Origin of the sequence: Pararhizobium arenae (genome assembly GCF_001931685.1) — a bacterium.
Lineage (GTDB): Bacteria > Pseudomonadota > Alphaproteobacteria > Rhizobiales > Rhizobiaceae > Pararhizobium > Pararhizobium arenae.
In genome coordinates this window covers 128,940-153,378 of sequence record NZ_MOOY01000003.1, presented here as the reverse complement: position 1 = coordinate 153,378, position 24,439 = coordinate 128,940, and the positions used below count along the sequence as shown (strand labels likewise).

Genomic DNA, 24,439 nt, shown 5'->3' with positions numbered 1-24,439 from the left:
CGTCAGCCGGCGATCTTGGAGAAATCGGCCACGGTACCGGTGGCAGCGCGGATCTGCGCGAGCAACGCCAGGCGGTTGGCACGCACGGCCGGATCGTCATCATTGACGAGCACATCCGCGAAGAACTGGTCGACCGGACCGCGCAGCTTGGAGAGCGCTTCCATGGCGGAGCGAAAGTCTTCGCCGGCAATGGCCTGACGGGCCTCGCTTGCCGCCTCAGTGACGGCCGCATACAGCGCCTTTTCGGCATCGAGCTTGAACAGCGACGGATCGACCGTATCGGAAACCACGGTGCCCTTCTTCTCCTCGGCGGCGAGAAGCTGCGTGGCGCGCTTGGTGCCGGCGAGCAGGTTCAGGCCTTCTTCCGAGGTGATAAACGCCGTCAGCGCCTCGACGCGACGGGCGACCATCAGCAGATCGTCGGCGTCCGGCGTCAGCACGGCATCGATCAGGTCATGACGGGCACCGAGATCGCGCAGGTAGACCTTGAAGCGGTCGTGGAAGAAGGAGAGAAGGTCCGCGCCGATTTGCTTTGCAGACTTCTGCAATTCGGTCTCCGGGATATCACCGGTAAACTCAAAGGAAATACCCGCAAGCGATGCGGGATCGAAGATGCCTCGTTTCTCGGAATGATTAAACTCCAGAGCGTAGGCTTCCTGCTCAGATGTTCCACCTTTGATCTCATCAAAAAATTTGAGGTAGTTCAGAGCTTGGTTTGTAGTTGTGCCTAGAAGAGGCAACCGGATCTTCCGCTCCAGCATCATCCTGATAACACCGAGCGCGGCGCGGCGAAGCGCATAGGGGTCCTTCGAGCCGGTCGGCTTCTCATCGATGGCCCAGAAACCGACAAGCGTATCGAGCTTGTCGGCAAGCGCGACGGTGATCGCGACCTTGTCGTCCGGTACACGGTCGGACGGGCCGTTCGGCTTCCAGTGATCTTCAATAGCCGTGGCGACGGAAGGGTTTTCTCCCTGCAGGGTCGCATATTTACGGCCCATGACACCTTGCAATTCGGGGAACTCACCGACGGCCTCGGTGCGCAGGTCAGCCTTGGCGAGCACGACAGCGCGGTCGACCAGAACCGGATCGGCGCCGGTGACCTTGGCGAGTTCGGCCGCGAGCGTGCGGATACGGGCAACGCGCTCGCCCTGCGTGCCGAGCTTGGCGTGGAACGTTACGTTCAGCGCATCGAGCTTGGCCATGCGCTGGTCGAGCGGCTTCTTGAGATCGAGGTTGAATTTCTCGGCCGAGGCCTTGAGCGTATTGAGGTCCGGCAGGTCGCCCTGATCGCGGGTCCAGAAATGCTTGGCGTCCGACAGGCGGGCGCGCACGACCTTGCCGTTGCCGTGGATGATTTCCGTGCCGCCGTCCTTCGCCTCGACATTGGAAACGAGGATGAACTTGTTCGACAGGCCTTCCTCACCCTGAACGCGGGTGACGAAACACTTCTGGTTGGTCTTGATCGTCAGGCGGATGATTTCCGACGGGATCGCCAGATAATCTTCCTCGAAGGTGCCCATCAGCACCTGCGGCCATTCGACGAGGCCGGAGACTTCTTCCAGCAAGCCCTCGTCCTCGACCAGCTCAAGTCCGCTGGCAAAGGCGATGTTGGCGGCGTCCGACGCGATGATCTGCTTGCGCCGCTCGGCGTCGAGCACGACCTTGGCCTTTTCCAGCTTCTCGATGTAATCGGCAAAGCGGCGCACGGTGAAAGCTTCCGGTGCGTGGAAGCGGTGGCCATACGTCACGTTGCTCGCCACGATGCCATCGACCTCGAAGGGGATGACCTGGGTTTCTTCATGCTCCGGCCCGAAGAGGCAGACGATCGACTGCAGCGGGCGCACCCAGCGCAGCGAGCCGGGTTTTGCGGAGGCGGCACCCGAGCGCATCGGCTTCGGCCAGGGAAAATTGCGGATGATGCCCGGCATCACCTCGGCGACGATCTCTTCGGTCGGGCGGCCGGGCTTGACGATATGGGCGACGTAAAAGTCACCCTTTTTCGGATCGCTATGGACGTGCGCCTCGGAGATCGAGGCAAGGCCTGCCTTGCGCAGAAAGCCCTGGATCGCCTGTTCGGGTGCCGAGGTTGCGGGGCCCTTGATGTCTTCGCGCACATCCGCCGAGCGGGTGTTGAGACCGCGGATATCCAGCGTCAGCCGGCGCGGGGTCCAGTATTCGCGTGCGCCCTCATAGGTCAGGCCCGCATCGACCAGCGCATCGGTGAGCAATTTCTTCAGATCGCCGGCAGCCTTGCGCTGCAGACGAGCCGGGATTTCCTCAGAGCGGAGTTCAAGCAGAAGATCGGGCATGGCGGGCACTTTGCGGGTTGTTCAGATGGTTGCGGCGGACTTAGCAAGCCGCGGCTGAAAAGTCACGCGGTTAAGCGGGTTTACGGCGGGGCAGCCGCCTCGGCTGCCCTCTTCTCCCCAGCGGGGAGAAGTGCCAAGCGAAAGCGAGGCGATGAGGGGGTCTTTGCCGCGCATCTTGGAACAAGCCGCCCCCTCATCCGGCCCTTCGGGCCACCTTCTCCCCACTGGGGAGAAGAGGGAGCAAGACGCTACGGCTTTACCAGCCGCCGCCTCCACCGCCACCACCGCCGCCGCCCGAAAAACCGCCACCACTCGAAAAGCCGGATGAACTGCTCTTCGGCGGCGGGGGCAAGGAGGCCGTCATGGTGCTCGCCATCGAGCCGGCAAAGCCGCCCATGCGATCGCCAAACGAGCCGGCCGAGAAGCTGTCGCCATGGTACCATGCCGGCTGATAGGCGGCCGCCCCTGCCGCTGCGGCAAGCAGCCAGCGGTCAAAGGTTTCCGACCAGGGCTTTTCGACGCCGAGCGCCACGGCATAGGGCAACAGCTTTTCGAAATGCCGCGGCGACATTTCAGGGGCGCCTGCCATGTTCATCCGCTCCTTTTCCGCGAGCGTCAGATATTGGCGCAGGCCGTCGATGCCATCCATCATGCGGGTGCCGAGCGGTGTCGGCGCGCCCATCAGGTAATAGAACAGGATATTAGCGATGATGATGCCGCAGACGGCGACCAGCAGCGGCATCTGGTGGCTCTGCACGGCGGTTTCGAAGACGAAGGCGGCCATGCCGATGCCGACGGAGCAGAGGATGAACCCGAAGAAGGCAAAGACGATGATGGCGCGGGCGCGGGCAAAGAGGGTGCCGCTCTTGCGCAGGCTTTTTACGAGGCCGACAGCGACAATCGAGATGACCACCGATGCAAAAGCCGGCACCATGACGATGGCGATATTGTTTTCGTCGAGATCGCCGAACAGAAAGATCGAAACGAGGAACACCGCGGAGAGCGCGACGCCGCCCAGCACATACCATGTGTTGGCGAGATAGTAGCGGTTGCGGTGTTCCTTCTCCATGGCGCTGCGGAAATCGGCTCCGACCTTTTGCACCGTCTTGCCGTTGGCCTTGTCGATGGCAAGCTTTCCGCCCTGCGCCTTCACCGCCTGCATCAACACGGCCTCGCCGGTCGGCAGCTTCGTCGGCGGCGTCTTGGCCGTGGCGGTGATGGTGAGCGACTGTTTCAGGTCTTCCAGCACGACGTAACCCTGCACCGCAAGGCTGAGTGCCGCCGCCGAAAGCGCCGTCCAGCCCTGACCGGAAAAGCCCTTGTTGTCGATGTAGTTGACGAGCGCCGGAGAGATATCGTCCGGCGCATCCCAGCGCGGCACGATGACGCCGCGCGCCGGATCGCGCCCCACCTTCAGCCACATGCGGGCGTAGTAGAGAACAACGACCACCAGCCCCGCAATCGCCAAAACCGGTGCCATATGGTCCTTCAGCCACCAGAGCTTTTCCGTGGAAGCCGAGGGCGGATCGATGCTGCCTTTCGGCATCTTGATGGCGATAGTGAGACCTTCCTGCGGTTGCAGGCGCCGGGTGGTGGTGAAAACCACCTCGCGGCCATCTTCCACCGCAGTCGCGTTCTTTTCGCGCGAGCCATAGCCGCCCGTGAAGACATCGAGCGCCTGCGCCCGCACGCCATCCGGCAAGGTTACGGTGGCGATCGCTTCCTCGATTGGAAACGCCCATTCCGTACCGGTGACATTCCAGTAAAGCTCGTCATGATCCGGAAAATAGCGGATCTGGCGGTCCGTCTGATAGGCGATCTCGAAGACATGCTCGCCGGAGGGCAGGAAAACATCCTTATCGCCGGTATAGATGCGGATGCCGTCCTGAATGGTTTCTGTGCGATAGGGCTCGCTTTGGCCATCGCGGGAAACGGAGAGCAGCTTGAACTCCACCTTGCGCCGCCGGTCGCCGTCATCAAGGAAGGTCAGCGGAAAATCGCGGTAGATGCCGCGCTTGATACGGTCGCCCTCGACATGGGCGCGGATGGTTTCGGTAACAATCAGCCGGCCGCTTTTCTCGAGATTAATCGCCGAACTGTAGGAGGTGATGACCTCCTCGGCAAAGGCGCTGGACGCGACGAGCGCGCCCAGAAGGAAAAGCGCTACACCGAATGCCCTGATCAGTCGGATCATGCTGCCCTTCCCTCCCGCGGCGTTTGTTTATTCAGATATCCGGGCGATCGCCTTCGAGTTCGACGCCGAGAGACGAAAGCTCGTCCCAGTAGCGCGGATAGGTTTTTGCGACGCAGGCCGGGTCAAGAATGGTGATGCCCTTGATCTTCAGGCCGGCGAGCGCAAAGCTCATGGCAATGCGGTGATCGGCGAAGGTATCGATATCGGCCGGCAGACGCTGTCCGGCAAGGGCCGGATCGGCCGCGACGACGAGATCATCGCCCTCCTCCGTCGCAAGGCCTGCGCGGATGTTGGTGAGGCCGGTCGACAGCGCACGGATACGATCGCATTCCTTGACGCGCAAATTGGCGATGCCGACAAAACGAACAGGCGTTTCGTTGAAAGCGGCGAGCACGGCAAGCGTCGGGATCGCATCCTGCATCTGCGAGCCATCGATCACGGCGGGCATGTGCGGGAAGCTTGCGATGACGTCGTAAGCCTTGGCATCCGGCTGGGAGAAGGTCGTCGCCTTCACCCCGAGATCGATCTCACCCTTGGTCAACACTTCCGCAGCCCAGAGATAGGTGGCGGCCGAAGCGTCCGGCTCGATCAGGTAATCGGTCGCGGTATAGCCGGTCGGCTGCACCTGCCAGACGGAAGCGCTCGGCTGGGTGACTTCGGCACCGAAGGCGCGCATGGCGGCAACCGTGAGATCGATATAACCGCGGGCGCCGATATCATCGCCGGCCAGGATGATGTCGATCGGGCGGCTGGCACCGGCGGCGGCCATCAAGAGCGCCGAGACATACTGGCTGGAAAGACCGGCATCGATCTCGACGCGATCGGCGCCGAAATCGCCGGTGCCCTTGACGATGACCGGCGGGCAGCCGGTTTCGGAGCGGATATCGACGCCGAGCGCCGTCAGCGCCTTGACCAGCGGCGCGATCGGACGCTTGCGCATATGCTCGTCGCCATCGACGATGACTTCGCCTTCAACCAGCGCTGCAGCTGCCGTCAGGAAGCGGGTCGCTGTGCCGGCATTGCCGAGGAAGAGCGACTTTGCCGGGGCCAGAAGCTTGCCGGTGCCGGTGACGACAAAGGTCGTGTCATCCGGCTCGCTGATCTCGACGCCCATGGCCCGCAGCGCTTCCGCCATATAGCGCGTATCGTCGCTCTTCAGCGCCCCGGTCAGGCGGCTCGTGCCCTTGGCGAGACCGGCGAGCAGCAGCGCGCGATTGGTGATCGACTTCGAGCCGGGCGGGCTGACGCGGCCCTTCAACGGATGGGACGGCGGGACGACGGTCAGTTTCTGGTCTTTGCTCATGCGGGAAACTCTTGGATAGCGGATGCGCGCCGTTCTTATCGGCACGCATTGCCGCGATTGCAAGCCATTGGCGATGGAAGAACGGCTTAAAACTTGACCGTCGGCACCGCGCGGTCGGCTTCATTGGTGATTTCGAAGAACGGCGCCTTGGCAAAGCCGAAGGGACCGGCGATCAGGTTCGACGGGAAACTCTCGACCTTGACGTTCAGGTCGCGGGCGGCGCCGTTGTAATAGCGCCGCGACATCTGGATTTCTTCCTCGATGGTTTCAAGCGACTGCTGCAACTCGGAAAAATTCTGGTTCGCCTTGAGGTCCGGATAGGCTTCCGCAAGCGCGAAAACCTTGCCAAGCGCCTGACTGAGCAGCCCTTCCGCCTGAGCGCGGGCGGCGACGTCACCCGTCGGCAGCGACTGTGCCTTGTTCCTCAGCTCGACGATCTGTTCAAGCGTACCTTTTTCATGGGCTGCGTAGCCCTTGACGGTCTCGATCAGGTTGGGGATCAGGTCGGCGCGGCGCTTCAGCTGCACGTCGATGCCGGACCATGCCTCTTCCTTCACCTGCCGGGCCTTGACCAGCCCGTTATAGATGAAAATCAGGTACAGGATTACCGCGGCGCCAATTGCCAAGCCGATCATGAAACACCCTCTCGCTTCAAGCCTTTTGCGCGACCTTAGAACATAACGCGGCAAATGGGTATCCGCCGGCGCGCAAGTGAAAGCAATCCTGTTACGTAAGTAACACCTTGATTTCCCTGTTTCATTGGGAACCGCGAAATTTTCCGTTCTGATCGATAGTGGCTTCAACAACCGGAATGAACCGGCACATTCAAACGAAGCCAACGACCATGAAACCGCTCGCAACCCTCATCAACGTCATCGCCTTCTCGGCCCTCTTCGTCGCCTATGCGAGCGTCACCACACCGGAGCGCCCGAGCGGCGTCCGCCGCGCCCTCCAGACCTATGCCGGCCAATTGCCCACGGGCACCTACCCCACCCTGAAGCCGGTCTGGGAAATCGGCAGCGGCATGAGCGACACGCTGTAAAGAGCGATCGATCTAGTGAATTTCAGCGATAGCGAAAAGGGGAGAAACCCCTATCCTGTGCCTCGTTAGTAACTTGCGTCTTGCGGTCGATGATGACCGCTTGCTCCTGCCATGAAAGCAGGTTCACGGCCGAGGCGGCCGATACAAGCGAGGCTAAGATGACCATCCTGACTTTGATCACGACCAGCGCGCTTGCGCTGATGGCTGCTACCCATTTCGTCGCACTGCGCGTCGAGCGCCAGCAACAGGCAAAGCTGCGTCCGGTGCGGACCAACCGGCCTGTTATCACGGAAATGGACACCTGAGCCCGCACTTCCATTCCGGGCGAGCCCAGATTGCTGACAAACCTGACCACGTCCTCCGGCGTCATCCTCGGGTTCGTCCCGAGGATCTGCTGAAATCTGTTTAAAGCAATAAAATAAGAGGATAAATCTTCCGGGATTGGATCCTCGGGACAAGCCCGAGGATGGCGCCGGAGGGTTTGTCAACAAACTACGCTCACCCATTCCGGGCAAGTCGTTTTCCTCATTTCCCTGAATTTCGGAACCTTACGCCGCGTCACGCACGAGATTTGCGCCGCCGGCATCCGTCAACAGGAAGGCTTCGCCGCAGGCCTTGGCGAGCGTGCGCACGCGCAGGATATAACTCTGGCGTTCCGTGACCGAGATCACGCCGCGCGCATCCAGAAGATTGAAGACGTGGCTGGCCTTGATGCACTGGTCATAGGCCGGGAATACGCACTTGTGCAGTTGCTGGTTTGCCGTATCGCCCGGCGCTCCGGCGACGAGCAGCGCCACGCACTCCTTCTCGGCGTCGATGAAATGCTGGTGCAGCATCGCGGTGTTGGCATATTCGAAATTGTAGCGGGAATACTCCTGCTCGGCCTGCAGGAAGACATCGCCATAGCTGATCTTCTCATCGCCTTCGCGGCCGTTGAAGTTCAGGTCATAGACATTGTCGACGCCCTGCACATACATGGCGAGGCGTTCGAGGCCGTAGGTCAGTTCGCCTGAGACCGGGGAGCATTCGATGCCGCAGACCTGCTGGAAATAGGTGAACTGCGACACTTCCATGCCATCGCACCAGCACTCCCAGCCGAGACCCCAGGCGCCAAGCGTCGGGCTTTCCCAATCGTCCTCGACGAAGCGGATATCGTGCAGCAGCGGATCAAGGCCGATCGCTTCAAGCGAGCCGAGATACAGTTCCTGCAGGTTCGACGGGTTCGGCTTCAGGATCACCTGATACTGGTAATAATGCTGGAGACGGTTCGGGTTTTCGCCGTAACGACCGTCCGTGGGGCGGCGCGAGGGCTGGACATAAGCGGCACGCCAGGGCTTGGGGCCGAGCGCGCGCAGCGTCGTTGCCGGATGGAACGTACCGGCGCCCACTTCCATGTCATAGGGCTGCAGCACGGCGCAACCCTTGTCCGCCCAATACGCATGCAGCGTCAGGATCAGCGCCTGGAAGGAGCGCTTCGGGTTCATATGGTCCGGCAGGGCGGCAGCAGTCATGATCGGATGTCCAGCTTGGAAACTTCTGGCTGTCTGGTGCCACGATGGGCCGGAGGGGTCAAGAGACGAGTATTAATGGCGAATAGGCCGGTCACTCGATGAACGGATTAACGATCCTCAATTGCTCATTCACCACCAGACCGTGCTGCATGTCTTCCGAATAGCATTGCGAGCACCCCGCACGAAGGGCGCTAGCTACCATCATGGCGTCGAAAATCGAGAGCTTCAAGCGCTCCGCCAGTTCCATTCCAAGTGTGTGGATCGCCGTATCGACAGGCAATACCACTGTCGCCAGCTTACTGAAATCGTTGATAGCGGTGCGCGTTTCTTGCCAGCTCATGCCCATCTTGCGACGAGAAACATTGGCAAATTCATTGAAGGCCTGCACGCTGACGATGAAGGGCTGGGTCAAGAGAAGCTGTGCTTTTGATGCCCGAATGTCACTCGAAGCGGCGTAGACAAGAATATTCGTATCCAGGAGTGGCGGAACGCTCACCGGGCATTTGCCTCTTCCCGGTCAAATTTCCAATCTGCGGGAAGGTTTCGAGCCAAAGCGCGGATGCGGGCCAAAGCATCCGCGCGCCCGTGATCCTTTTCGATCTCGAACTCTCGATTACCCGCAAGGCGGATTACCACCTCGTCTCCTTCGGAAAGATCGAGCGCCTCGACGACGCTTGAGGGAATGCGAATGGCGAGGCTGTTGCCCCACTTTGATACTTGCATCATTCGTCTCCGGATATACATCCTATACGTATATCATCTCATAATGCTGATGCTTCAGCAACAATCTCTCACTCCGGCTTCTTCAGCCTGTATTCCCCCGTCACCGGATCCTTGACCAGCGTGCCCTGCGAGCCGGCTTCCTTCTCGCGGCGCACCTGTTCGCGTTGGCGTGAGAGTTTTTCGGCATCGGCTATGAACTTTCGGTAGCCGAACCACGCGATGCCGACGATGAGCAGAAAGAGAATGATTTGCGGCATGCGTGTCCCCCGGAGCCTTTTCCTTTAAGTGTCAGAGCCCGTATCGGCCCCATAATGCCTTTTCCTCTGCCACATCAGCAAGGCCCGATACGGCAGACGCCGCGAAACGCTCCGCAACCGCACCGGCAATCGCTGCCCCCGGCTGGCGGCGACCAAACAGGCCGCGGGCTGGCGAGATCAGCTGCAGTTCGGTCTTTTCGCCGTAACGCTTCTTCAGTTCGCCGCGCATATCGCCGAGGCTGTCGATCAGTCCCAGTTCCAGCGCCCGGCCGCCGGTCCAGAACAGGCCGGAGAAAATTTCGCCGTGGTCGGCCAGCAGATGGCCGCGCCGCGCCTTGACCATATCAATGAACACGGCGTGAATCTGTTGCTGCAAGGTCTTCAGATATTCGATGTCCTTTTCCTTTTCCGGCTGGAAAGGATCGAGCATCACCTTGTTTTCGCCAGCCGTGTAGACGCGGCGCTCGACGCCGATCTTCTTCAGCAATTCGGGAAAACCGAACCCGCCGGAAACGACACCGATCGAGCCGACGATCGAGGTCGGATCGGCGATGATCTCATCGCCGGCCAGCGCGATCATGTAGCCGCCGGATGCCGCGACATCCTCGACGAAGATAATCACCCGCTTCTTCTTTTCCTCCGCCAGATCGCGGATGCGCTGAAAGATCAGGCGCGACTGTACCGGCGAACCGCCGGGCGAATTGACGGAGATGGCAACGGCCGGCGCATCTTTTACAGCAAAGGCTTTATCCAGCACGGAGGCAACCGATGCCAGATTGAGCGGCGGGCGGAACTGGCCGCCTCCGGCCATGATCGTTCCGTGCAGCCGGACCACAGGGATCGTGACACCGCTTTTGCGAAAACGCTTCGGCATCAGCTTTCTGAAGAATCCGGCCATAAAACCTCCGTTTGGCAACAAAATCGTGAGGTGGATGTATGTATTGGCGGGGCGAACGCAATATCCCCCGTCAAAAATCCGTCATCGCCGGGCGGAAAGCGTCTTGCGGGCATAGGCGGCCCGGCCGTTGTTGAGGTCGTCGACGTAAGCCGTGAAACGGTGGGCATCGTCCTCGTGCATGATGAGCGGTGCGCGAAACGCCAGCCGTGCCCGGCTCTGCTTGATCGCCGTCACAAGAATGCGCACAGCATTTTCACCAGGCCTTGGATGAAGAGCGGTGATTTCCAGGCCGCCGAAGCGTCGGCCGCAGGCGGCGATGATCTCGGAGATCGATTCGGGGCGGGCGATCAGGGACAACTGGCCGCCGGGTCGCGTGATGGCGCAGGCCGTGCGTATCCAGATTTCGAACAGGTCTTCTTCCATTGCATGGGCTTCCGCCTTCAGAGGATCGGGCGTGCGCCGGTCAGAACCATCGTTGAAGGGCGGGTTCATGATGACATGATGGAAGCTGTCGTCGACAAGACCCGCGGCGGCGCGCTCACGCCCCTTCCAGGCGACATCGGCCTCGATGACATCAAGGCGGGCGGCGAACCGGGCGTTTTCCGGGAGTTCGAGGCTTCGGCGGGCAAACGCGGCCATGGTTGGAGAGCGCTCGACCAGAGTTACCTGCGCGGTGTCGAGACGGGAAGCAACGGCCATGCCGGCGGCCCCCGCTCCGGCGCCGAGATCGGCCACGCGGATCGGGCGTTCATCGGCGACGAGGGACGCAAGAAGCATCGCATCCATGCCGGAGCGATGCCCTTGGCCGAGCGGCTGCACGACATGGAAACGGCCACGGTGGAAGCTGTCGATGGATTCAGTCGAGGTCATTGGGCAATGGCCATTTTCGAAGCACAGAAAGCTTTTGCGTTGGTGGCCAGATACCCCCCTCTGTCACTTCGTGACATCTCCCCTTCAAGGGGGGAGATCGGACGCGAGAGGCTGGCTCCAGCCGATCTACTCCCTTGAGGGGGAGATGTCCGACAGGGCAGAGGGGGTAAAGCGGCACGCTCAGTCGTCTAGAAAAACGCACCGCCCTACTCCCGCAACTCCGCTTCCAGCCCCGCATCGATCAATATCTTACGCGCCTCCTCCGCATCATCCTCCACCACCAGAAACCGCCGTGGCAAAAGCCCGAGCGAACCTTCGAAAATGCTCATATTCTGGTCGGCAATCATGCAGCCGATACCGGCATCCTTCATCAGGCTTTCGGCAAAGGAGAGGAGCACGGCGTCGTTGGTGCGGATCAGTTCTTTCATGCGGGGTTCGCTGCCTCACGGATGGAATGCCTCAAAATCACGGCGAATTTTACTTGGGACGGCCAAATCCCCACTTGCCGCCGCAAGCCCCCCTTTCTATTGTCCGGACTGAAATTGAACAGGAGTGGCTCGCGTTGGGCGTAGTGATACCGCTGGAAGACGGCAAAAACAAACAGGCATCGGTCAAGCCTCTCGTCGACCTGACAAAAGCCGATATGGAGCGGGTGAACCAGCTTATTCTCTCCAAGGCAGGTTCCGACGTGCAGATGATCCCGGAAGTGGCGAACCACCTGATTTCCTCGGGCGGAAAACGCCTGCGCCCGATGCTGACGCTCGCCTCCGCGTCCATGTTCGGCTTTACCGGCGATGCCCATGTGAAGCTGGCGACCTCCGTCGAGTTCATGCACACCGCAACGCTCCTGCATGACGACGTGGTCGATGAGAGCGATCTGCGGCGCGGCAAATCCACTGCGCGCATGATCTGGGGCAACCAGGCAAGCGTGCTCGTCGGCGACTTTCTCCTCGGCCAGGCCTTCCGGATGATGGTTGATGTCGGCTCGCTGGATGCGCTGGATGTCCTTTCGACCGCCGCATCCGTCATTGCCGAAGGCGAAGTGCTGCAGCTTTCCGTCGCCAAGAACATGGAAACGACTGAAGACGACTATCTCTCGGTCATCCGCGCCAAGACGGCCGCGCTGTTTGCCGCTGCAGCCGAAGTCGGCCCGATCGTTGCCGGCACGGACAAGGCCAGCCGCAATGCGCTGAAATCCTACGGCATGAATCTCGGCCTCGCCTTCCAACTGGTTGATGACGTCTTGGATTACGGCGGCAAGGCTGCCGATCTCGGGAAGAATGTCGGTGACGATTTCCGTGAGGGCAAGATCACGCTCCCGGTCATCCTGTCTTATCGACGCGGCACGCCGGAAGAGCGCAGCTTCTGGCGGGAGGCAATCGAAGGTGGCCAGAGCGATGACCGAAACCTGGAAAAGGCGATGGGCCTGATCGCGCGCTATAATGGCCTGACGGACACGATCGCCCGCGCACAGCATTACGGCACGATCGCCCGCGATGCTCTGGCGCCGCTACCGCAATCGCCGTGGAAGTCGGCTCTTCTGGAAGTCATCGATTTCTGCATCGACCGGGTGAGCTGACTTTTTCCCGGCACACCTTTCCGGAATCACGAAATTCTTGCTGCGTTGCGCCAAAAAAGCCATTCTGTTTTGTAGAATGGCCCTCGGGAGGATTGTACGGCCTCCCGACCCAAGGCTGCCGGTGGTCCATGACGGACAGATCGGTCATGCTGCATGATCCGCAAAGCGACCGATTCCGGTCCATCGGGTTATGCGCTACTATTTCGGAATTGATTCCGCGCTTATCCGGCAGCGGCCACCGGCACGCTCCGCAACGAAAGGCTTGTCATGCGGCAGACACACATTCTTCGCCTCCTCAGCGGTGCAGCGCTCCTTGCCCTGGCATCCCTTGCCAGCGTGCCCCAGAGCCTTGCCGAGGAGACGCCCGCCGCAGCCGCCGAAACGAAGCCTTTCGATGTCAACTCGATCAACAGCTTCTCCGGCGCCTTTCTTGCGGCGCGCACCGCCGATGTCGATCGCGATTTCGCGACCGCGACAAAACTTTATCGCACGGCCCTCGAATTCCAGCCGGACAACGTTGACGTCAAGCAGCGGCTGATGATCACGCTTTTGATGAACGGCGATTTGGAAGATGGCGTGAAGATCGCCGAGGAGCTGAAGGGCGACAGGTCGGTCGAGCGGATCACTACTGTCGTCAGGGCTGTGGATGCTATCCGCAAGAAGGAATTCAAGAATGCTGAAAAGCTGCTCGTCTACAAGGGTCCGAACGATCTGGACCGGCTGCTGAACGGCCTGCTGATCGGCTGGGCGAAGGCCGGTTCCGGCAATCCCAAGAACGCGATCGCTTCGATCCAGGCGCTGGAAGGCCCTGAGTGGTTCGCCATTTTCAAGAATTACCATGAAGGCGCGATCGCGCTTGCTGCCGGCGACAAGGCCACGGCCCGCGCGCGCTTCAACGATGCAATTCTCGACCGCAACGGCGGCGGCGCGGCGCCGGACACATTCCTGCGCGCCATCACCGCTCTTGCCCGCCTCGAAGCCCGTGACGGCAACAAGCAGAAAGCGCTCGACGCGATCGCAGTCGGCGAAAACTTCCTCAACAACTACGCGCCGCTCAGCTCCCTGCGCATCAGCATCGAGAAAGGCCAGCCGCAGGAGCAGCAGGTTCGCGATGCCGCGCAGGGCGCAGCCGCCGTGCTGTTCAGCATTGGTGCCGCGTTGAACCGCGATGGCGCGGAAGACATCGTCTCGCTCTATCTCCAGTCGGCGCGTGCGCTCGATCCCGACAGTTCCGACGTGCTCGTGATGCTCGGTGGCGTTGCCGAAAACCTGAAGAAGCCGGAACAGGCGATCGAATTCTACAGACAGGTGCCGGAAGGCTCGCCGATGCGTCGTCTGTCCGAGATGCAGCTTGGACTGGCGCTCGCTTCCGTCGGCAAGGTCGAGGAAGCCAAGACACACCTGAAGGGTTTGATCGAACTCGATCCGAAAGATATCCGCAGCTATGTCGCCTATGGCAGCGTGCTTTCGGACGCCAAGGATTACAGAGAGATGTCGCGGGTCTACGATCAGGCGGTGGATTCTCTCGGACCGCTCCCGAAAAAGCAGGATTGGTCGATCTACTTCCAGCGCGGCATCGCCTATGAACGCCTAAAGGAATGGCCGAAGGCGGAACCGAACTTCACCAAGGCACTGGAGCTCAACCCGGATCAGCCGCAGGTTTTGAACTATCTCGGCTACTCCTGGATCGATATGAACATCAATCTCGAAAAGGGCCTGGAGATGATCCGCAAGGCTGTCGAGTTGAAGCCGGATGACGGCTACATCATCGACTCGCTCGGCTGGGCCTATTTCCGCATGGGACGTTTTGAGGACGCGGTGACCGAACTCGAGCGCGCCGCCGAGCTTCTGGCTGGCGATCCGACCATCAACGACCATCTGGGCGATGCCTACTGGCGTGTTGGCCGTAAGCTTGAGGCGGTCTACAAATGGAACCAGACGCTCGATCTTAAGCCGGAAGAAGCGGAAATCCCGAAGATCAAGGCCAAGATCGAAAACGGCTTGCCGCCGCTTGACGACAACGTTCCCAATGCCGCCGATGCCAATGAGAAGCTGCCGGAAAAAACCGATCCGGTCGATACGGCCGGCAAGAAGAGCTGATCCCAAACAGGTACGCCTTCCATGACGTTTCCCCTTCCCGTTTCGGCGAGAAGGGGGAGCAAGCGGCAATCCGTATTCCCTGAAAGTCTTTTGATGATCGCGGCTGATATGCGTAGAAACGATCTCTCGCAGTTCGAGCTGGTTCTGACGGCCCCTGCCAAGATCAATCTAGCGCTGCATGTGGTCGGTCAGAGGACCGATGGTTACCATCTGCTAGAAAGCATCGTAACCTTTGCGGATCGGGGCGATCGCATCGGTTTTTCCGCTTCCACCGCGGACCGATTTACGGTTTCGGGCGCATTTTGCGCCGATATCCCGTCTGATGGCGCCGCCGCGGGCGGAAATCTCGTGCTCACGGCGCGTGACAGCCTTCGGGCACTTTTGCAACGGTACGGCCATGCCGCTGGCCCCGTTCATCTGCATCTGGAAAAAAACCTCCCGGTCGCTTCCGGCATTGGCGGCGGATCGGCTGATGCTGCAGCGACGCTTAAGGGCTTGCTTGCTCTTTGGCAGGCGCCGGAGGGGCTCGCCGACACAAGCAATGCCGGCGAACTCGCAGAGATCGCCATCCGGCTTGGCGCCGACGTGCCGATGTGCTTTCAGGGCCGGCCGCTGGTGGCACGCGGCATCGGCGAACACACGGAAATCCTGCGGGATTTTCCCCGCTTTCCAATGCTGCTGGTCAATCCGCTTGTGCCGGTTTCCACACCTGCGATCTTTCGCCTCCTGACCAACAAGACCAACCCGCCTCTCGTTTTGCCGGGAAAACAGGCTTCCGCCGGCGAATGGTTCTCTGCGCTGGCTGCGATGCGCAACGATCTGGAGCCGCCGGCACGGCTGCTTGAGCCGGTGATTGCCGAGGTATCGCAGGCGCTTGCCGCAGATGCGCTGTTCACGCGCATGTCCGGCTCCGGCGCCACCTGCTTTGGTCTTTATGAAACGGAGCAGGCACGCGACGCGGCAGCGGAGGCGCTTTCGGCGAACCATCCCGACTGGTACGTTTTACGCTGTTTCAGTGTTGCAGGAGACGACGATGGCAAAGTCTGACGATAACCGGCCTTTCATTCCGCTCGGCATTGCCGTTCTCACGGTATCCGACACCCGCACGCTGGCGGACGACCGATCCGGCGACACGCTGGCGGACCGTATCGCGGAGGCTGGACACAGGCTCGTCGATCGTGCCATTTCCCCCGATGACAAGGAGGCCATCGCCGAAAGGGTGTTGGGCTGGTCGGGAAACGATGCCATCGACGTGATTATCACGACGGGCGGCACGGGCTTTACCGGACGCGATGTCACGCCCGATACGCTGGAGCCGCATTTCGACAAGCGCATGGAGGGCTTTTCCGCGGTCTTTCATCGCAACTCCTACGACAAGATCGGCACATCGACCATCCAGTCGCGCGCTACCGCGGGCCTCATCGGCACGACCTTCGTCTTCGTTCTGCCCGGTTCCCCCGGCGCCTGCCGCGACGCCTGGGATGGCATTCTCAAGCAGCAGCTCGACTATCGGCACATGCCCTGCAACTTCGTGGAGATCATGCCGCGTCTCGACGAACACCTGAAGCGCAGCTGATATTTTCACGCGCCACCGCACGCCCCTGTTCCATCCGAAACAGCGCGACCCCTCCTGTCCGGTCTATAAACCTCCCAACAGACAGACAGAGGGAGAAAGACAATGGGCAGGACGATCAACGGCACCAACGGCGCAGACACCATCCAGCAAGGCAATGAAATCGAGGTCCGCATTTTCGGCCTCAACGGCAACGACACCATCATCCTGAACCGCAGCGACGATTTCGGCGGCTTCAATTTCGTCGATGCAGGCGCCGGCAATGATGGCGTGGTCAACCACTTCGAAGGCGGCAACGATATCCGCCTGGGCACCGGCGACGACGCCTATGTCGGCCTTGGCTTCGCCTTTTCGGGCTCGCCGTTCGACACCATCCGGGCGGGCGACGGCAACGATACCATTGCGGTTTCCACCTTCCACAGCGACTATTTCGGCGAAAACGGCAATGACAGCTTTTTCTCCGAAGGCTGGCAGAATGTCTTCAACGGCGGTGCGGGCACAGACAGCATCAGCTACGAGCCGCGCGACGACAGCTCTGTCTTGCGCAGCACCGGCGTCGGCATCGATCTCGGCCAGGGTTTTGCCCAGACGGGCGCCAATCGCTTCGAAACTCTCGTCAGCATCGAGAATGCGGCGGGCACCAATGTCGGCGACACGATCGTCGGCTCGTCTGCCGCAAACACGCTGAACGGTCGCGGCGGCAACGACATTCTTTCCGGCCTCGGCGGCAATGACGTCCTGACGGGTGGGACCGGCCGCGACCAACTGCGGGGCGGGACGGGTGCCGACAAGTTCGACTTCAACAACAAGAACGAAAGCGTTGTCGGGGCGAACCGCGACAGTATCCTGGATTTCTCCCGCGCCCAGGGCGACAAAGTCGATCTCGGCGGCATCGACGCCAAGACCACGGTTGCCGGCAATCAGGCGTTCTCGTTCATCGGCTCGGCCGCTTTCGGCAACCATGCGGGCGAGTTGCGCTTCTCCGGCGGCGTGGTCTCCGGCGACGTCGATGGCAATGGTACGGCCGACTTCCAGATCGCCATCAATGTTACCAGCATGAATGCAGCGGATTTCATCCTCTGACGCGGTTTCCGCGTCCAAGCGGAGCGAGTGGCTATACAACGCGGCAGTCCGCGACAAGACATTTTCAGGCAGCAATTTTCCATGAAGCGCGGGCGGGCTCGAAAGGGCCTGCCCTTTTCATGGCCGTCATCCGCGCAGGGGGGTGCGTGCCTCGGTAGCGACCCAGGCGGGTATGATCTCGGCAGACAGGCGGCGGGTCGAAAGCGCTTTGGCTATATCACCGGGACTGTTGGCACGCACAGCGGCCGAAGCCTGTTGCCGGGACACAAGAATGCCGTGCTCCAGCGGTGTGGGGCGGATGAAAAGCCGCTTCAGCAGCGGCTTGCGGTAAAGCCGCGCGGGCGAGAAGTGGGCCGGCTCCCTGTTCAGAGCCATGTATTCGGCCACATCGTCGATCCAGCGCCCCGTCGGCCGCGCACCCGGCTCGAGAAACAGCAGCCATTCGCCGCGCGCCGAGCGGATGATATCCGCCAGGTCCCAGAGATCGTGGAACCGGCAACCCGCCGCATCCGCCACGCGCAAAGACCCGTCGTCGGAGCCATGATCCAGAACGATGACATCGCTGATCAAGCCTTCCACCGCCGCGGAAACAAGCGCAGACAGGCTCTGGGCGAGTTCGGCTTCGTTGTTGCGGGTTTCCAGGATGATCGTCAGCATCGCCCCTCCTATCGCATCGCAGCAGGAATTGCCACATTGCAACGAAGCGGGACACGTTCGCTCTTCATTAATCATGAATCTCAACACTTTAAGGCCGCTGACGTTGCCTTCACCCAACCGTGCCGATTTTTTGTTCTTGCATTGTTCTCAATTTCGCGTTAGGAAAATAATCAGAAACCGTCGCAGGATGCGGCACTTCTGGTTTCCCGGAGTTGTCTCGACATGACCGATCTGTCTGATCTCAGGCAGGGTGCGTTTGCGCCCGCCCACACGGCTGACATGGCCGAAGCGATGATCGCCGGCACGGGCCTGCGCATCGATATCGATCGTCGGCGCGGTCGCGGCGCCGGACTGAACACCGCCGGGCGCTTCGAGCCGCTGAGCCGGGAAGCCGAAGACGACGGCTGGAACTCGCTGGAAGACCTGCCGCCTTTCAAGACCGAAGTGCAGGTGGAGAAGCCGCGTTCCGTCATCAGCCGCAACGACAGCCCGGACATCCCCTTCGACCGTTCGATCAATCCATACCGTGGCTGCGAGCACGGCTGCATCTATTGTTTTGCACGGCCGACGCATGCCTATATGGGCCTTTCGGCGGGGCTTGATTTCGAGGCGAAACTGTTTGCCAAGCCGGACGCTGCCCGGCTTCTGGAGCGCGAGCTTGCAAAGCCGGGATACAAGGTGCGGCCGATCGCGATCGGCACCAACACGGATCCCTACCAGCCGATCGAGAAGGAATGGCGCATCATGCGTCAGGTTCTCGAAGTGCTGGAGGCCTGCAATCACCCAGTCATGATCGTCACCAAATCGGCGATGGTAACGCGGGACATCGATATTCTCGGCCCGATGGCGGAAAAGGGGCTGGCCAAGGTCGGGCTCTCGGTGACGACGCTCGACCGCAAGCTGGCGCGGCTCATGGAGCCGCGTGCCTCCACGCCTTCCAAACGTCTGGAGGCGATCAGGATACTGTCAGAGGCGGGCATTCCGACCACTGCAATGATGGCGCCGATCATACCGGCCCTCAACGACCACGAGATCGAGCGCGTGCTGGAATCCGGCAAGGCCGCCGGCGCGTCGTCCGCGAGCTACGTTCTTCTGCGCCTGCCGCTGGAGGTCAGTCCGCTGTTTCGCGACTGGCTGCTGCGCAACTATCCAGATCGCTACCGCCATGTGATGTCGCTGGTGCGCTCCATGCGCGGCGGCAAGGATTACGATGCCGATTTCGGCAAACGCATGAAAGGGGCTGGCCCCTATGCCTGGCAGATCGGCCGACGTTTCGAGCTTGCCGCCAAGCGGCTGGAGCTGAACCTTTCGAAACGCCCGCTCAACTGCGATCTGTTCGTGCCGCCGCTGGGGTCAGGCGTTCAGCTGTCGCTGCTGTGAGCCCGGCCGGCGATGCCGGCTCATGTTTCTGCCGTTCCCGTTCGTCCCTGTGACGGGAACGGCCAATCCCCCGGCCGTCGCCGCATCCGGCCGGGGGACTTGCAGGGAATCGGGCTTCCGTGCAACGGTCCGCCAATGTCACGAAGCACAGTGCCCGATTCCCCCTTTTTTTTCGACGATGCCGGCGGGCCTGATTTTTCAATAGAAACTGGCGTTCGGCGCGAGGGGCTCTGGCCGGTGGCCGGAACGGATGAGGCAGGGCGCGGGCCGCTTGCAGGGCCGGTTGTTGCCGCCGCTGTTATCCTCGACCCGGACAACATTCCGGAAGGGCTGAACGACAGCAAGAAGCTCACCCTTTCCCGCCGTGAGCAGCTTTACGATATCATCCTCGCCAATGCGATCGTTTCTGTCGCCTCTTCCGGCGCGCGCAGGATCGACGGGACGGATATCCGCAAAGCAAGCCTGGATGCGATGCGCCGGGCTGTCGCAGGCCTCGCTCTTACGCCGTCCTGCGTGCTGGCGGATGGTCGCGATGTTCCGCCGGGCCTCGCCTGCGTCGGCAAGGCTGTCGTCAAGGGCGATGCCCGTTCCGTCTCGATCGCCGCCGCTTCGATCGTCGCCAAGGTCACCCGCGACCGGATGATGGCGCGGGCCGATCTGGTCTTCCCGGCCTACGGCTTTTCCGTACACGCGGGATACGCCACAGCGCGCCATCGCAAGGCCATTATCGACGATGGCCCCTGCCCTCTGCACCGCATGAGTTTTCGCCCGCTGCGCCGTGACGAGGAAGACGGGGAGAACGGGCAGGACGTGACCGTATTCGACGGCTTCTGAACGGAGTCGAATTTCGTGCCGTCGATCGCCCACACAAGTTGACGTCATAATGCGTCGCGGTTTCACCACTTTGTCATCGCGCGCCGTTGGAACAATGGCACGGAAAGCTGCATTGGCGTGTCGAACGCCCGGATGTGGCGGCCAGGTGACGCCGGTCGAGTTTTTCAGGATTTTCCCTTGGATGACGTCACGCCTGTAACAAGGGTGCAAAACGATCGACTATAGACTGGCCATGGGATCGCAGCCTGGCGATTCGCGGGAAGGACTTGTTTCGTGCTCTTCACACTCACGCTTATAGGATTGATGGCTACGGCCGAGACACCGCCCGCAGCAGCGGAGCCGACCGCCGAGGCGTTGCAGTCCGACCTGCAGACCGCCTATCCCTGCAAGGATATCGATGGCCGGAAGGTCTGGAAGGGCGGGCTCGCCTATTACATCGAGTCCTATGTCTATGACGGCCAGCCAACAGGAACCGCAACCGACGTTGCGACGGACGCAGTGCTGCCGCAGGACAACACGGCGGAAACGATGGAAGAGTTTGAACAGGCCTGCATTACGATCGCGCCGTCCCAGGCGAAAAGCGAGTGACCTGCTGAGCTGGCCTTTGGCAACGCCTTTACAAGGCCGAAACGCGGTTCCGGCCGGCCCGCTTCGAGAGGTAGAGCCCCTCATCGGCACGTTTCAGGATATCGCTGGATAAACGATCCGGCTGGCCGAATTCGCTAACGCCGCCGCTGATCGTCGATTCGTAACGCAGGCTCTCCCTCAGAACGATCGGAACATTCTCGCGCAATCGTTCGGCGATTTGCAACGCATCGCCACGACGCGTCTCTGGCATCACCACCACGAATTCGTCGCCGCCGAAACGGGCGATCACATCGTTCTGGCGCAAATGCTGGCGGCACAGGCGCGCGATCTCAACCAGAGCCGCATCGCCGGTCTGATGTCCCATCTCGTCATTGAGCCGCTTGAAATTGTCGAGATCGAAGACCAGGACGGATGTCGGGGTCTTTTCCCGTGCAAAGATCTCCAGCCGCCGGTCCAGGGTTTCGATGAGCTTGCGCCGGTTGTAAAGGCCGGTCAGGGCATCGGTCTCGCTCAACTGGCGCAACTTGCGCTGCACCTCGTTCTTCTCCGTTATGTTGCTGGCCACCCAGACAACAGCGGCCTCGCCGTCGACCGGAAAACTCAGCGCCTGAACGCGGCCCTCGAACCAGATGGTGTAATCCGGGCCATCGCCGGCACCCTTCACGTCACTGCCGCTCAGCTCATACTCGACAATGTGAAGAACACCGCTTTCAAGCGCCTTTTCTATTTCAGCGGCGAACCAGGCCGCCTTCTCCTCCTTCAGCACATCAAACATGCTGAGGCCCACAAGGGCGCTGCCGTCGTGATAATGGCGGCTGTCCTTGCCCCCGAATATCGCCGCGTAGCGCCCGCTTCGGGTCAGGATGAAGGCGGGGTCCGGAAGAGACGAAAGTATCGAGCTTAATTGTTGCTGGGTAAACACGCAGTCGCCTTCCCACATTACACCGACCAGGCAATCTTTGATGCGCTGCCCCCGTTGTTGAGCAGGGGGTTGTTTCACATGCAAATCAGCCTGTTGCCTGCGCAATCTGCCACGGGAGCATTTCATTTTTCTAAATGCTGCCGTACGTGCGCTGCAGCCACAACGTGCATACCGACGCCCGTTGCCCATTTACTCGCCTCAACCACGCCTCTTCCGCGGCATCGTGTTGAAAGCCAAATCTTCAGGCCTGTGTAACGAAAAAAGGCCGGCGCGAGGCCAGCCTTTTCAGTTCATTCGGATCAGGCGCTGATTAATTCAGCCGTGTCTTCACGTCGCCGACAGCCTTGGCAAACAGCGCGTTCTGCGTTGTTGCATCCGATTTCGAAGCAATCACCTGTTCGGCAGCGGCAATCGCCAGATCAACGGCAGTCGCGCGTACGGCGTTGATCGCGTCGCTTTCAGCCTGCTTGATCTTCTGCTCGGAGAGCGACGTACGGCGCGCGACGAATTCTTCCGTCTTGGCCTTGGCTTCGGCCGTCAGCGCTGTGGCTTCACGCTCGGCAGCGGCAACAATGTTTGCGGCTTCTGCTTCGGCTTCCTTGCGCTTCTTCTGGTACTCGACCAGAAGTGCCTGGGCTTCTTCACGAAGACGCTTTGCTTCCTTCAGTTCGTTGCTGATGCGACCAGCGCGCTCGTCGAGCGACTTAGCAAGCATCGCCGGAACCTTGAGGTAGGCGATCAGGACAAAGAAGAGAATGAGGCCAACGAAGGCCCAGAATGTCGCCAGTGAGGTCAAATCCATGATGGCGCTCCTTTACTTTGCCGTTGCTTTGACCGCAGCAGCGATCTCGGCCTTGCTTGCCTTGCCGATCAGCTGTTCGACGACGGCGGCGGCGGTTTCTTCGGCGATGGCACCGACGTCGGCCAGAGCCTTCGCCTTGATGTCCGCGATGCGGACTTCGGCGGCGGTGATCTTGTCGTTCAGCTCGGCTTCCACAGCGGCGCGTTCTGCGGCGGCCTTGGCCTTGGCAGCTTCGCGTGCTTCACCGGCGATGGCGTTGCCCTTGGCCTTTGCAGCTGCAAGGTCCTGCTCATAGGCGGCAATGGCGGCGTCAGCTTCGGCCTTCGAGCGCGCTGCATCGTCAAGATCGCGGGCGATCGTGCCGGAGCGGGCTTCCAGAATGCCACCGATCCGCGGAAGGATGACCTTCGAGATCAGGACGTAGAAAAGACCGAAGGAAATCGCGAGCCACAGGAGCTGCGATGCGAATGTCGATTGGTCGAAGGGCGGGAACACGCCAGAGCCGTGACCGCCTTCATGCGCGACACCGGTTTCGGTGTGCACCTCGCCGGCAGCGGCGTCATGGGTTTCTGTGCCTTCGGTGGTGGTTGACTGGGCATAGGCCGCCGTCACAAACATGCTCACCTCCAGGTGCACTCAAATGATTTGCGGGCCGCGGGTTTGATCCCGCGGCCCAGCCTTAAAGCTGTTATTAAACAGCGAAAAGGAGGAGAAGAGCTACGAGCAGCGAGAAGATGCCCAGAGCTTCCGTAACGGCGAAGCCGAATACGAGGCGGCCGAACTGGCTGTCAGCGGCCGAAGGGTTGCGCAGAGCGCCCGACAGGTAGCTGCCGAAGATGTTGCCGAGGCCGAGAGCCGTACCGGCCATACCGAGGCAAGCGAGACCTGCACCGATGAACTTTGCTGCTTCCGCTTCCATGTTAAACTCCTTCGAATGGTGTTGCGGCTGGATTTGGCACCCAGGCCGGACGAGGCCGGCCGGGACTCCGTGACTTTTCCCTAGTGGCCACCCGGATGGACAGCGTCGTTGAGGTACATGCAAGTGAGTACCGCGAAGACGTAAGCCTGCAGGAAGGCGACGAGGAATTCGAGACCCGTCAAAGCGACGGTCATGATCATGGGCAGGATCGCGCCGCCGATGCCGACTGCACCCATGGTTCCAAGCGTGGCAACGAAGCCCGCGAACACTTTGAGCGTGATGTGGCCAGCCAGCATGTTCGCGAAGAGACGAACCGAAAGGCTGATGGGACGCGACAGGAAGGAAATGACTTCGATGGCAACGACGAGCGGCAGAAGGATGCCGGGAACGCCGCTCGGAACGAAGACGTTCAGGAAGCCGAAGCCGTGCTTGTAGAAACCGTAGACCAGAACCGTGCCGATGACGAACAGCGCAAGCGCGAAGGTCACGATGATCTGGCTGGTGACGGTGAAGAAGTAAGGGATCATGCCGAGCATGTTTGCCGTCAGGATGAACATGAACAGCGAGAACACCATCGGGAAGAACTTCATGCCGTGGGAGCCTGCGCCTTCGCGCAGCATCGAGGCGATGAATTCATAGGACATTTCGGAGACTGACTGGAGACGACCCGGAACAACCGCGCGGCTCGACGTCGTGAAATAGAGGAAGCCTACAGCAACGACCAGCGTCGCGACCATGAACAGCGATGCATTGGTGAACGAAAAATCAATACCGCCGATTTCGATCGGGACGATCTTGTTGACCACAAACTGGTGTACCGGATCTACCTTATCGCCTGCCACAGCCGCTCTCTCTCGTTTTCACCGCTCGGGAGCGGTCCTTTTTCATACTGCAA

General features: G+C 60.8%; 27 protein-coding genes. 10 read left to right on the top strand and 17 right to left on the bottom strand.

Annotated elements, in window-relative coordinates; translation table 11 throughout:
- Positions 1-2: 2 nt before the first annotated feature.
- The 4 genes from glyS to BLX89_RS07250 all read right to left on the bottom strand — a co-directional run bounded on the left by glyS (position 3) and on the right by BLX89_RS07250 (position 6,441).
- Positions 3-2,309, bottom strand: coding sequence for a glycine--tRNA ligase subunit beta (gene glyS / locus BLX89_RS07265; RefSeq protein ID WP_075290003.1), 2,307 nt, complete (start codon positions 2,307-2,309; stop codon positions 3-5).
- A gap of 256 nt (positions 2,310-2,565) precedes the next feature.
- Complete coding sequence (locus tag BLX89_RS07260; protein WP_075290002.1) at positions 2,566-4,503, bottom strand: DUF2207 domain-containing protein; 1,938 nt, start codon at positions 4,501-4,503, stop codon at positions 2,566-2,568.
- 31 nt (positions 4,504-4,534) lie between these two features.
- Positions 4,535-5,806 carry a 3-phosphoshikimate 1-carboxyvinyltransferase gene (locus BLX89_RS07255; RefSeq protein WP_075290001.1) on the bottom strand — a complete coding sequence of 424 codons (1,272 nt, stop codon included), beginning with the start codon at positions 5,804-5,806 and terminating at the stop codon, positions 4,535-4,537.
- 86 nt (positions 5,807-5,892) lie between these two features.
- Complete coding sequence (locus BLX89_RS07250; protein WP_075290000.1) at positions 5,893-6,441, bottom strand: LemA family protein; 549 nt, start codon at positions 6,439-6,441, stop codon at positions 5,893-5,895.
- A gap of 209 nt (positions 6,442-6,650) precedes the next feature.
- On the opposite strand from BLX89_RS07250, the gene BLX89_RS07245 reads away from it, so the two are divergent.
- Entirely contained in the window at positions 6,651-6,848 is a 198-nt protein-coding gene (locus BLX89_RS07245; protein ID WP_075290388.1) for a hypothetical protein, read from the top strand.
- Positions 6,849-7,006: 158 nt separating this feature from the next.
- Complete coding sequence (locus BLX89_RS24615; protein WP_158025940.1) at positions 7,007-7,153, top strand: hypothetical protein; 147 nt, start codon at positions 7,007-7,009, stop codon at positions 7,151-7,153.
- 243 nt (positions 7,154-7,396) lie between these two features.
- On the opposite strand, the gene BLX89_RS07235 is transcribed toward BLX89_RS24615, so the two are convergent.
- From BLX89_RS07235 to BLX89_RS07205, 7 genes are all read right to left on the bottom strand, one after another.
- Positions 7,397-8,359 (bottom strand): glycine--tRNA ligase subunit alpha, encoded by a 963-nt coding sequence (locus BLX89_RS07235; protein ID WP_075289998.1) that lies wholly within the window; start codon positions 8,357-8,359, stop codon positions 7,397-7,399.
- Between the two features lie 91 nt (positions 8,360-8,450).
- Positions 8,451-8,855 (bottom strand): PIN domain-containing protein, encoded by a 405-nt coding sequence (locus tag BLX89_RS07230; protein WP_075289997.1) that lies wholly within the window; start codon positions 8,853-8,855, stop codon positions 8,451-8,453.
- Entirely contained in the window at positions 8,852-9,082 is a 231-nt protein-coding gene (locus tag BLX89_RS07225; protein ID WP_075290387.1) for an AbrB/MazE/SpoVT family DNA-binding domain-containing protein, read from the bottom strand. The genes BLX89_RS07230 and BLX89_RS07225 overlap by 4 nt, the downstream gene beginning before the upstream one ends.
- Positions 9,083-9,150: 68 nt before the next feature.
- The gene (locus tag BLX89_RS07220; RefSeq protein WP_075289996.1) at positions 9,151-9,339 is read right to left on the bottom strand and encodes a hypothetical protein; all 189 of its coding nucleotides are present in this window, start codon (positions 9,337-9,339) and stop codon (positions 9,151-9,153) included.
- Positions 9,340-9,370: 31 nt separating this feature from the next.
- Positions 9,371-10,237: a S49 family peptidase gene (locus BLX89_RS07215; RefSeq protein WP_075289995.1), complete on the bottom strand. Its 867-nt coding sequence runs from the start codon at positions 10,235-10,237 to the stop codon at positions 9,371-9,373.
- Between the two features lie 81 nt (positions 10,238-10,318).
- Entirely contained in the window at positions 10,319-11,107 is a 789-nt protein-coding gene (locus BLX89_RS07210) for a tRNA1(Val) (adenine(37)-N6)-methyltransferase (RefSeq protein ID WP_075289994.1), read from the bottom strand.
- A 206-nt stretch (positions 11,108-11,313) separates the two neighbouring features.
- Positions 11,314-11,535 carry a putative signal transducing protein gene (locus BLX89_RS07205; protein WP_075289993.1) on the bottom strand — a complete coding sequence of 74 codons (222 nt, stop codon included), beginning with the start codon at positions 11,533-11,535 and terminating at the stop codon, positions 11,314-11,316.
- Positions 11,536-11,669: 134 nt separating this feature from the next.
- Here BLX89_RS07205 and BLX89_RS07200 point away from each other — a divergent pair, with 134 nt between their 5' ends.
- The 5 genes from BLX89_RS07200 (at position 11,670) to BLX89_RS07180 (ending at position 17,442) form a co-directional block, all read left to right on the top strand.
- Complete coding sequence (locus BLX89_RS07200; RefSeq protein ID WP_075289992.1) at positions 11,670-12,686, top strand: polyprenyl synthetase family protein; 1,017 nt, start codon at positions 11,670-11,672, stop codon at positions 12,684-12,686.
- A gap of 267 nt (positions 12,687-12,953) precedes the next feature.
- Positions 12,954-14,786 carry a tetratricopeptide repeat protein gene (locus tag BLX89_RS07195; RefSeq protein ID WP_075289991.1) on the top strand — a complete coding sequence of 611 codons (1,833 nt, stop codon included), beginning with the start codon at positions 12,954-12,956 and terminating at the stop codon, positions 14,784-14,786.
- Positions 14,787-14,894: 108 nt separating this feature from the next.
- Positions 14,895-15,833, top strand: coding sequence for a 4-(cytidine 5'-diphospho)-2-C-methyl-D-erythritol kinase (locus BLX89_RS07190; RefSeq protein WP_075290386.1), 939 nt, complete (start codon positions 14,895-14,897; stop codon positions 15,831-15,833).
- Positions 15,820-16,362: a molybdenum cofactor biosynthesis protein B gene (gene moaB / locus BLX89_RS07185; protein ID WP_075289990.1), complete on the top strand. Its 543-nt coding sequence runs from the start codon at positions 15,820-15,822 to the stop codon at positions 16,360-16,362. Before BLX89_RS07190 ends, moaB begins: the two co-directional genes overlap by 14 nt.
- Before the next feature lie 102 nt (positions 16,363-16,464).
- Positions 16,465-17,442, top strand: coding sequence for a calcium-binding protein (locus tag BLX89_RS07180; protein ID WP_075289989.1), 978 nt, complete (start codon positions 16,465-16,467; stop codon positions 17,440-17,442).
- Between the two features lie 126 nt (positions 17,443-17,568).
- Here BLX89_RS07180 and BLX89_RS07175 read toward each other — a convergent pair whose 3' ends face one another.
- Positions 17,569-18,099 (bottom strand): glycosyltransferase family protein, encoded by a 531-nt coding sequence (locus BLX89_RS07175; RefSeq protein WP_075289988.1) that lies wholly within the window; start codon positions 18,097-18,099, stop codon positions 17,569-17,571.
- Between the two features lie 222 nt (positions 18,100-18,321).
- Here BLX89_RS07175 and BLX89_RS07170 point away from each other — a divergent pair, with 222 nt between their 5' ends.
- The 3 genes from BLX89_RS07170 (at position 18,322) to BLX89_RS07160 (ending at position 20,901) form a co-directional block, all read left to right on the top strand.
- Positions 18,322-19,479 (top strand): PA0069 family radical SAM protein, encoded by a 1,158-nt coding sequence (locus BLX89_RS07170; protein WP_075289987.1) that lies wholly within the window; start codon positions 18,322-18,324, stop codon positions 19,477-19,479.
- A 135-nt stretch (positions 19,480-19,614) separates the two neighbouring features.
- Positions 19,615-20,313, top strand: a complete 699-nt coding sequence (locus BLX89_RS07165) for a ribonuclease HII (RefSeq protein WP_075289986.1) — start codon at positions 19,615-19,617, stop codon at positions 20,311-20,313.
- 273 nt (positions 20,314-20,586) lie between these two features.
- Positions 20,587-20,901, top strand: a complete 315-nt coding sequence (locus BLX89_RS07160) for a hypothetical protein (RefSeq protein WP_245292775.1) — start codon at positions 20,587-20,589, stop codon at positions 20,899-20,901.
- Between the two features lie 28 nt (positions 20,902-20,929).
- Here the strand turns inward: BLX89_RS07160 and BLX89_RS07155 are convergent, their stop codons facing one another.
- The 5 genes from BLX89_RS07155 to BLX89_RS07135 form a co-directional block, all read right to left on the bottom strand.
- Entirely contained in the window at positions 20,930-22,012 is a 1,083-nt protein-coding gene (locus tag BLX89_RS07155) for a sensor domain-containing diguanylate cyclase (RefSeq protein WP_245292774.1), read from the bottom strand.
- A 121-nt stretch (positions 22,013-22,133) separates the two neighbouring features.
- Positions 22,134-22,625, bottom strand: coding sequence for a F0F1 ATP synthase subunit B (locus tag BLX89_RS07150; protein ID WP_075289984.1), 492 nt, complete (start codon positions 22,623-22,625; stop codon positions 22,134-22,136).
- A gap of 12 nt (positions 22,626-22,637) precedes the next feature.
- The gene (locus BLX89_RS07145; RefSeq protein WP_075289983.1) at positions 22,638-23,243 is read right to left on the bottom strand and encodes a F0F1 ATP synthase subunit B; all 606 of its coding nucleotides are present in this window, start codon (positions 23,241-23,243) and stop codon (positions 22,638-22,640) included.
- A gap of 73 nt (positions 23,244-23,316) precedes the next feature.
- Positions 23,317-23,544 carry a F0F1 ATP synthase subunit C gene (locus tag BLX89_RS07140; RefSeq protein ID WP_018330055.1) on the bottom strand — a complete coding sequence of 76 codons (228 nt, stop codon included), beginning with the start codon at positions 23,542-23,544 and terminating at the stop codon, positions 23,317-23,319.
- An 80-nt stretch (positions 23,545-23,624) separates the two neighbouring features.
- Positions 23,625-24,386 carry a F0F1 ATP synthase subunit A gene (locus tag BLX89_RS07135; protein WP_075289982.1) on the bottom strand — a complete coding sequence of 254 codons (762 nt, stop codon included), beginning with the start codon at positions 24,384-24,386 and terminating at the stop codon, positions 23,625-23,627.
- Positions 24,387-24,439: the final 53 nt, after the last annotated feature.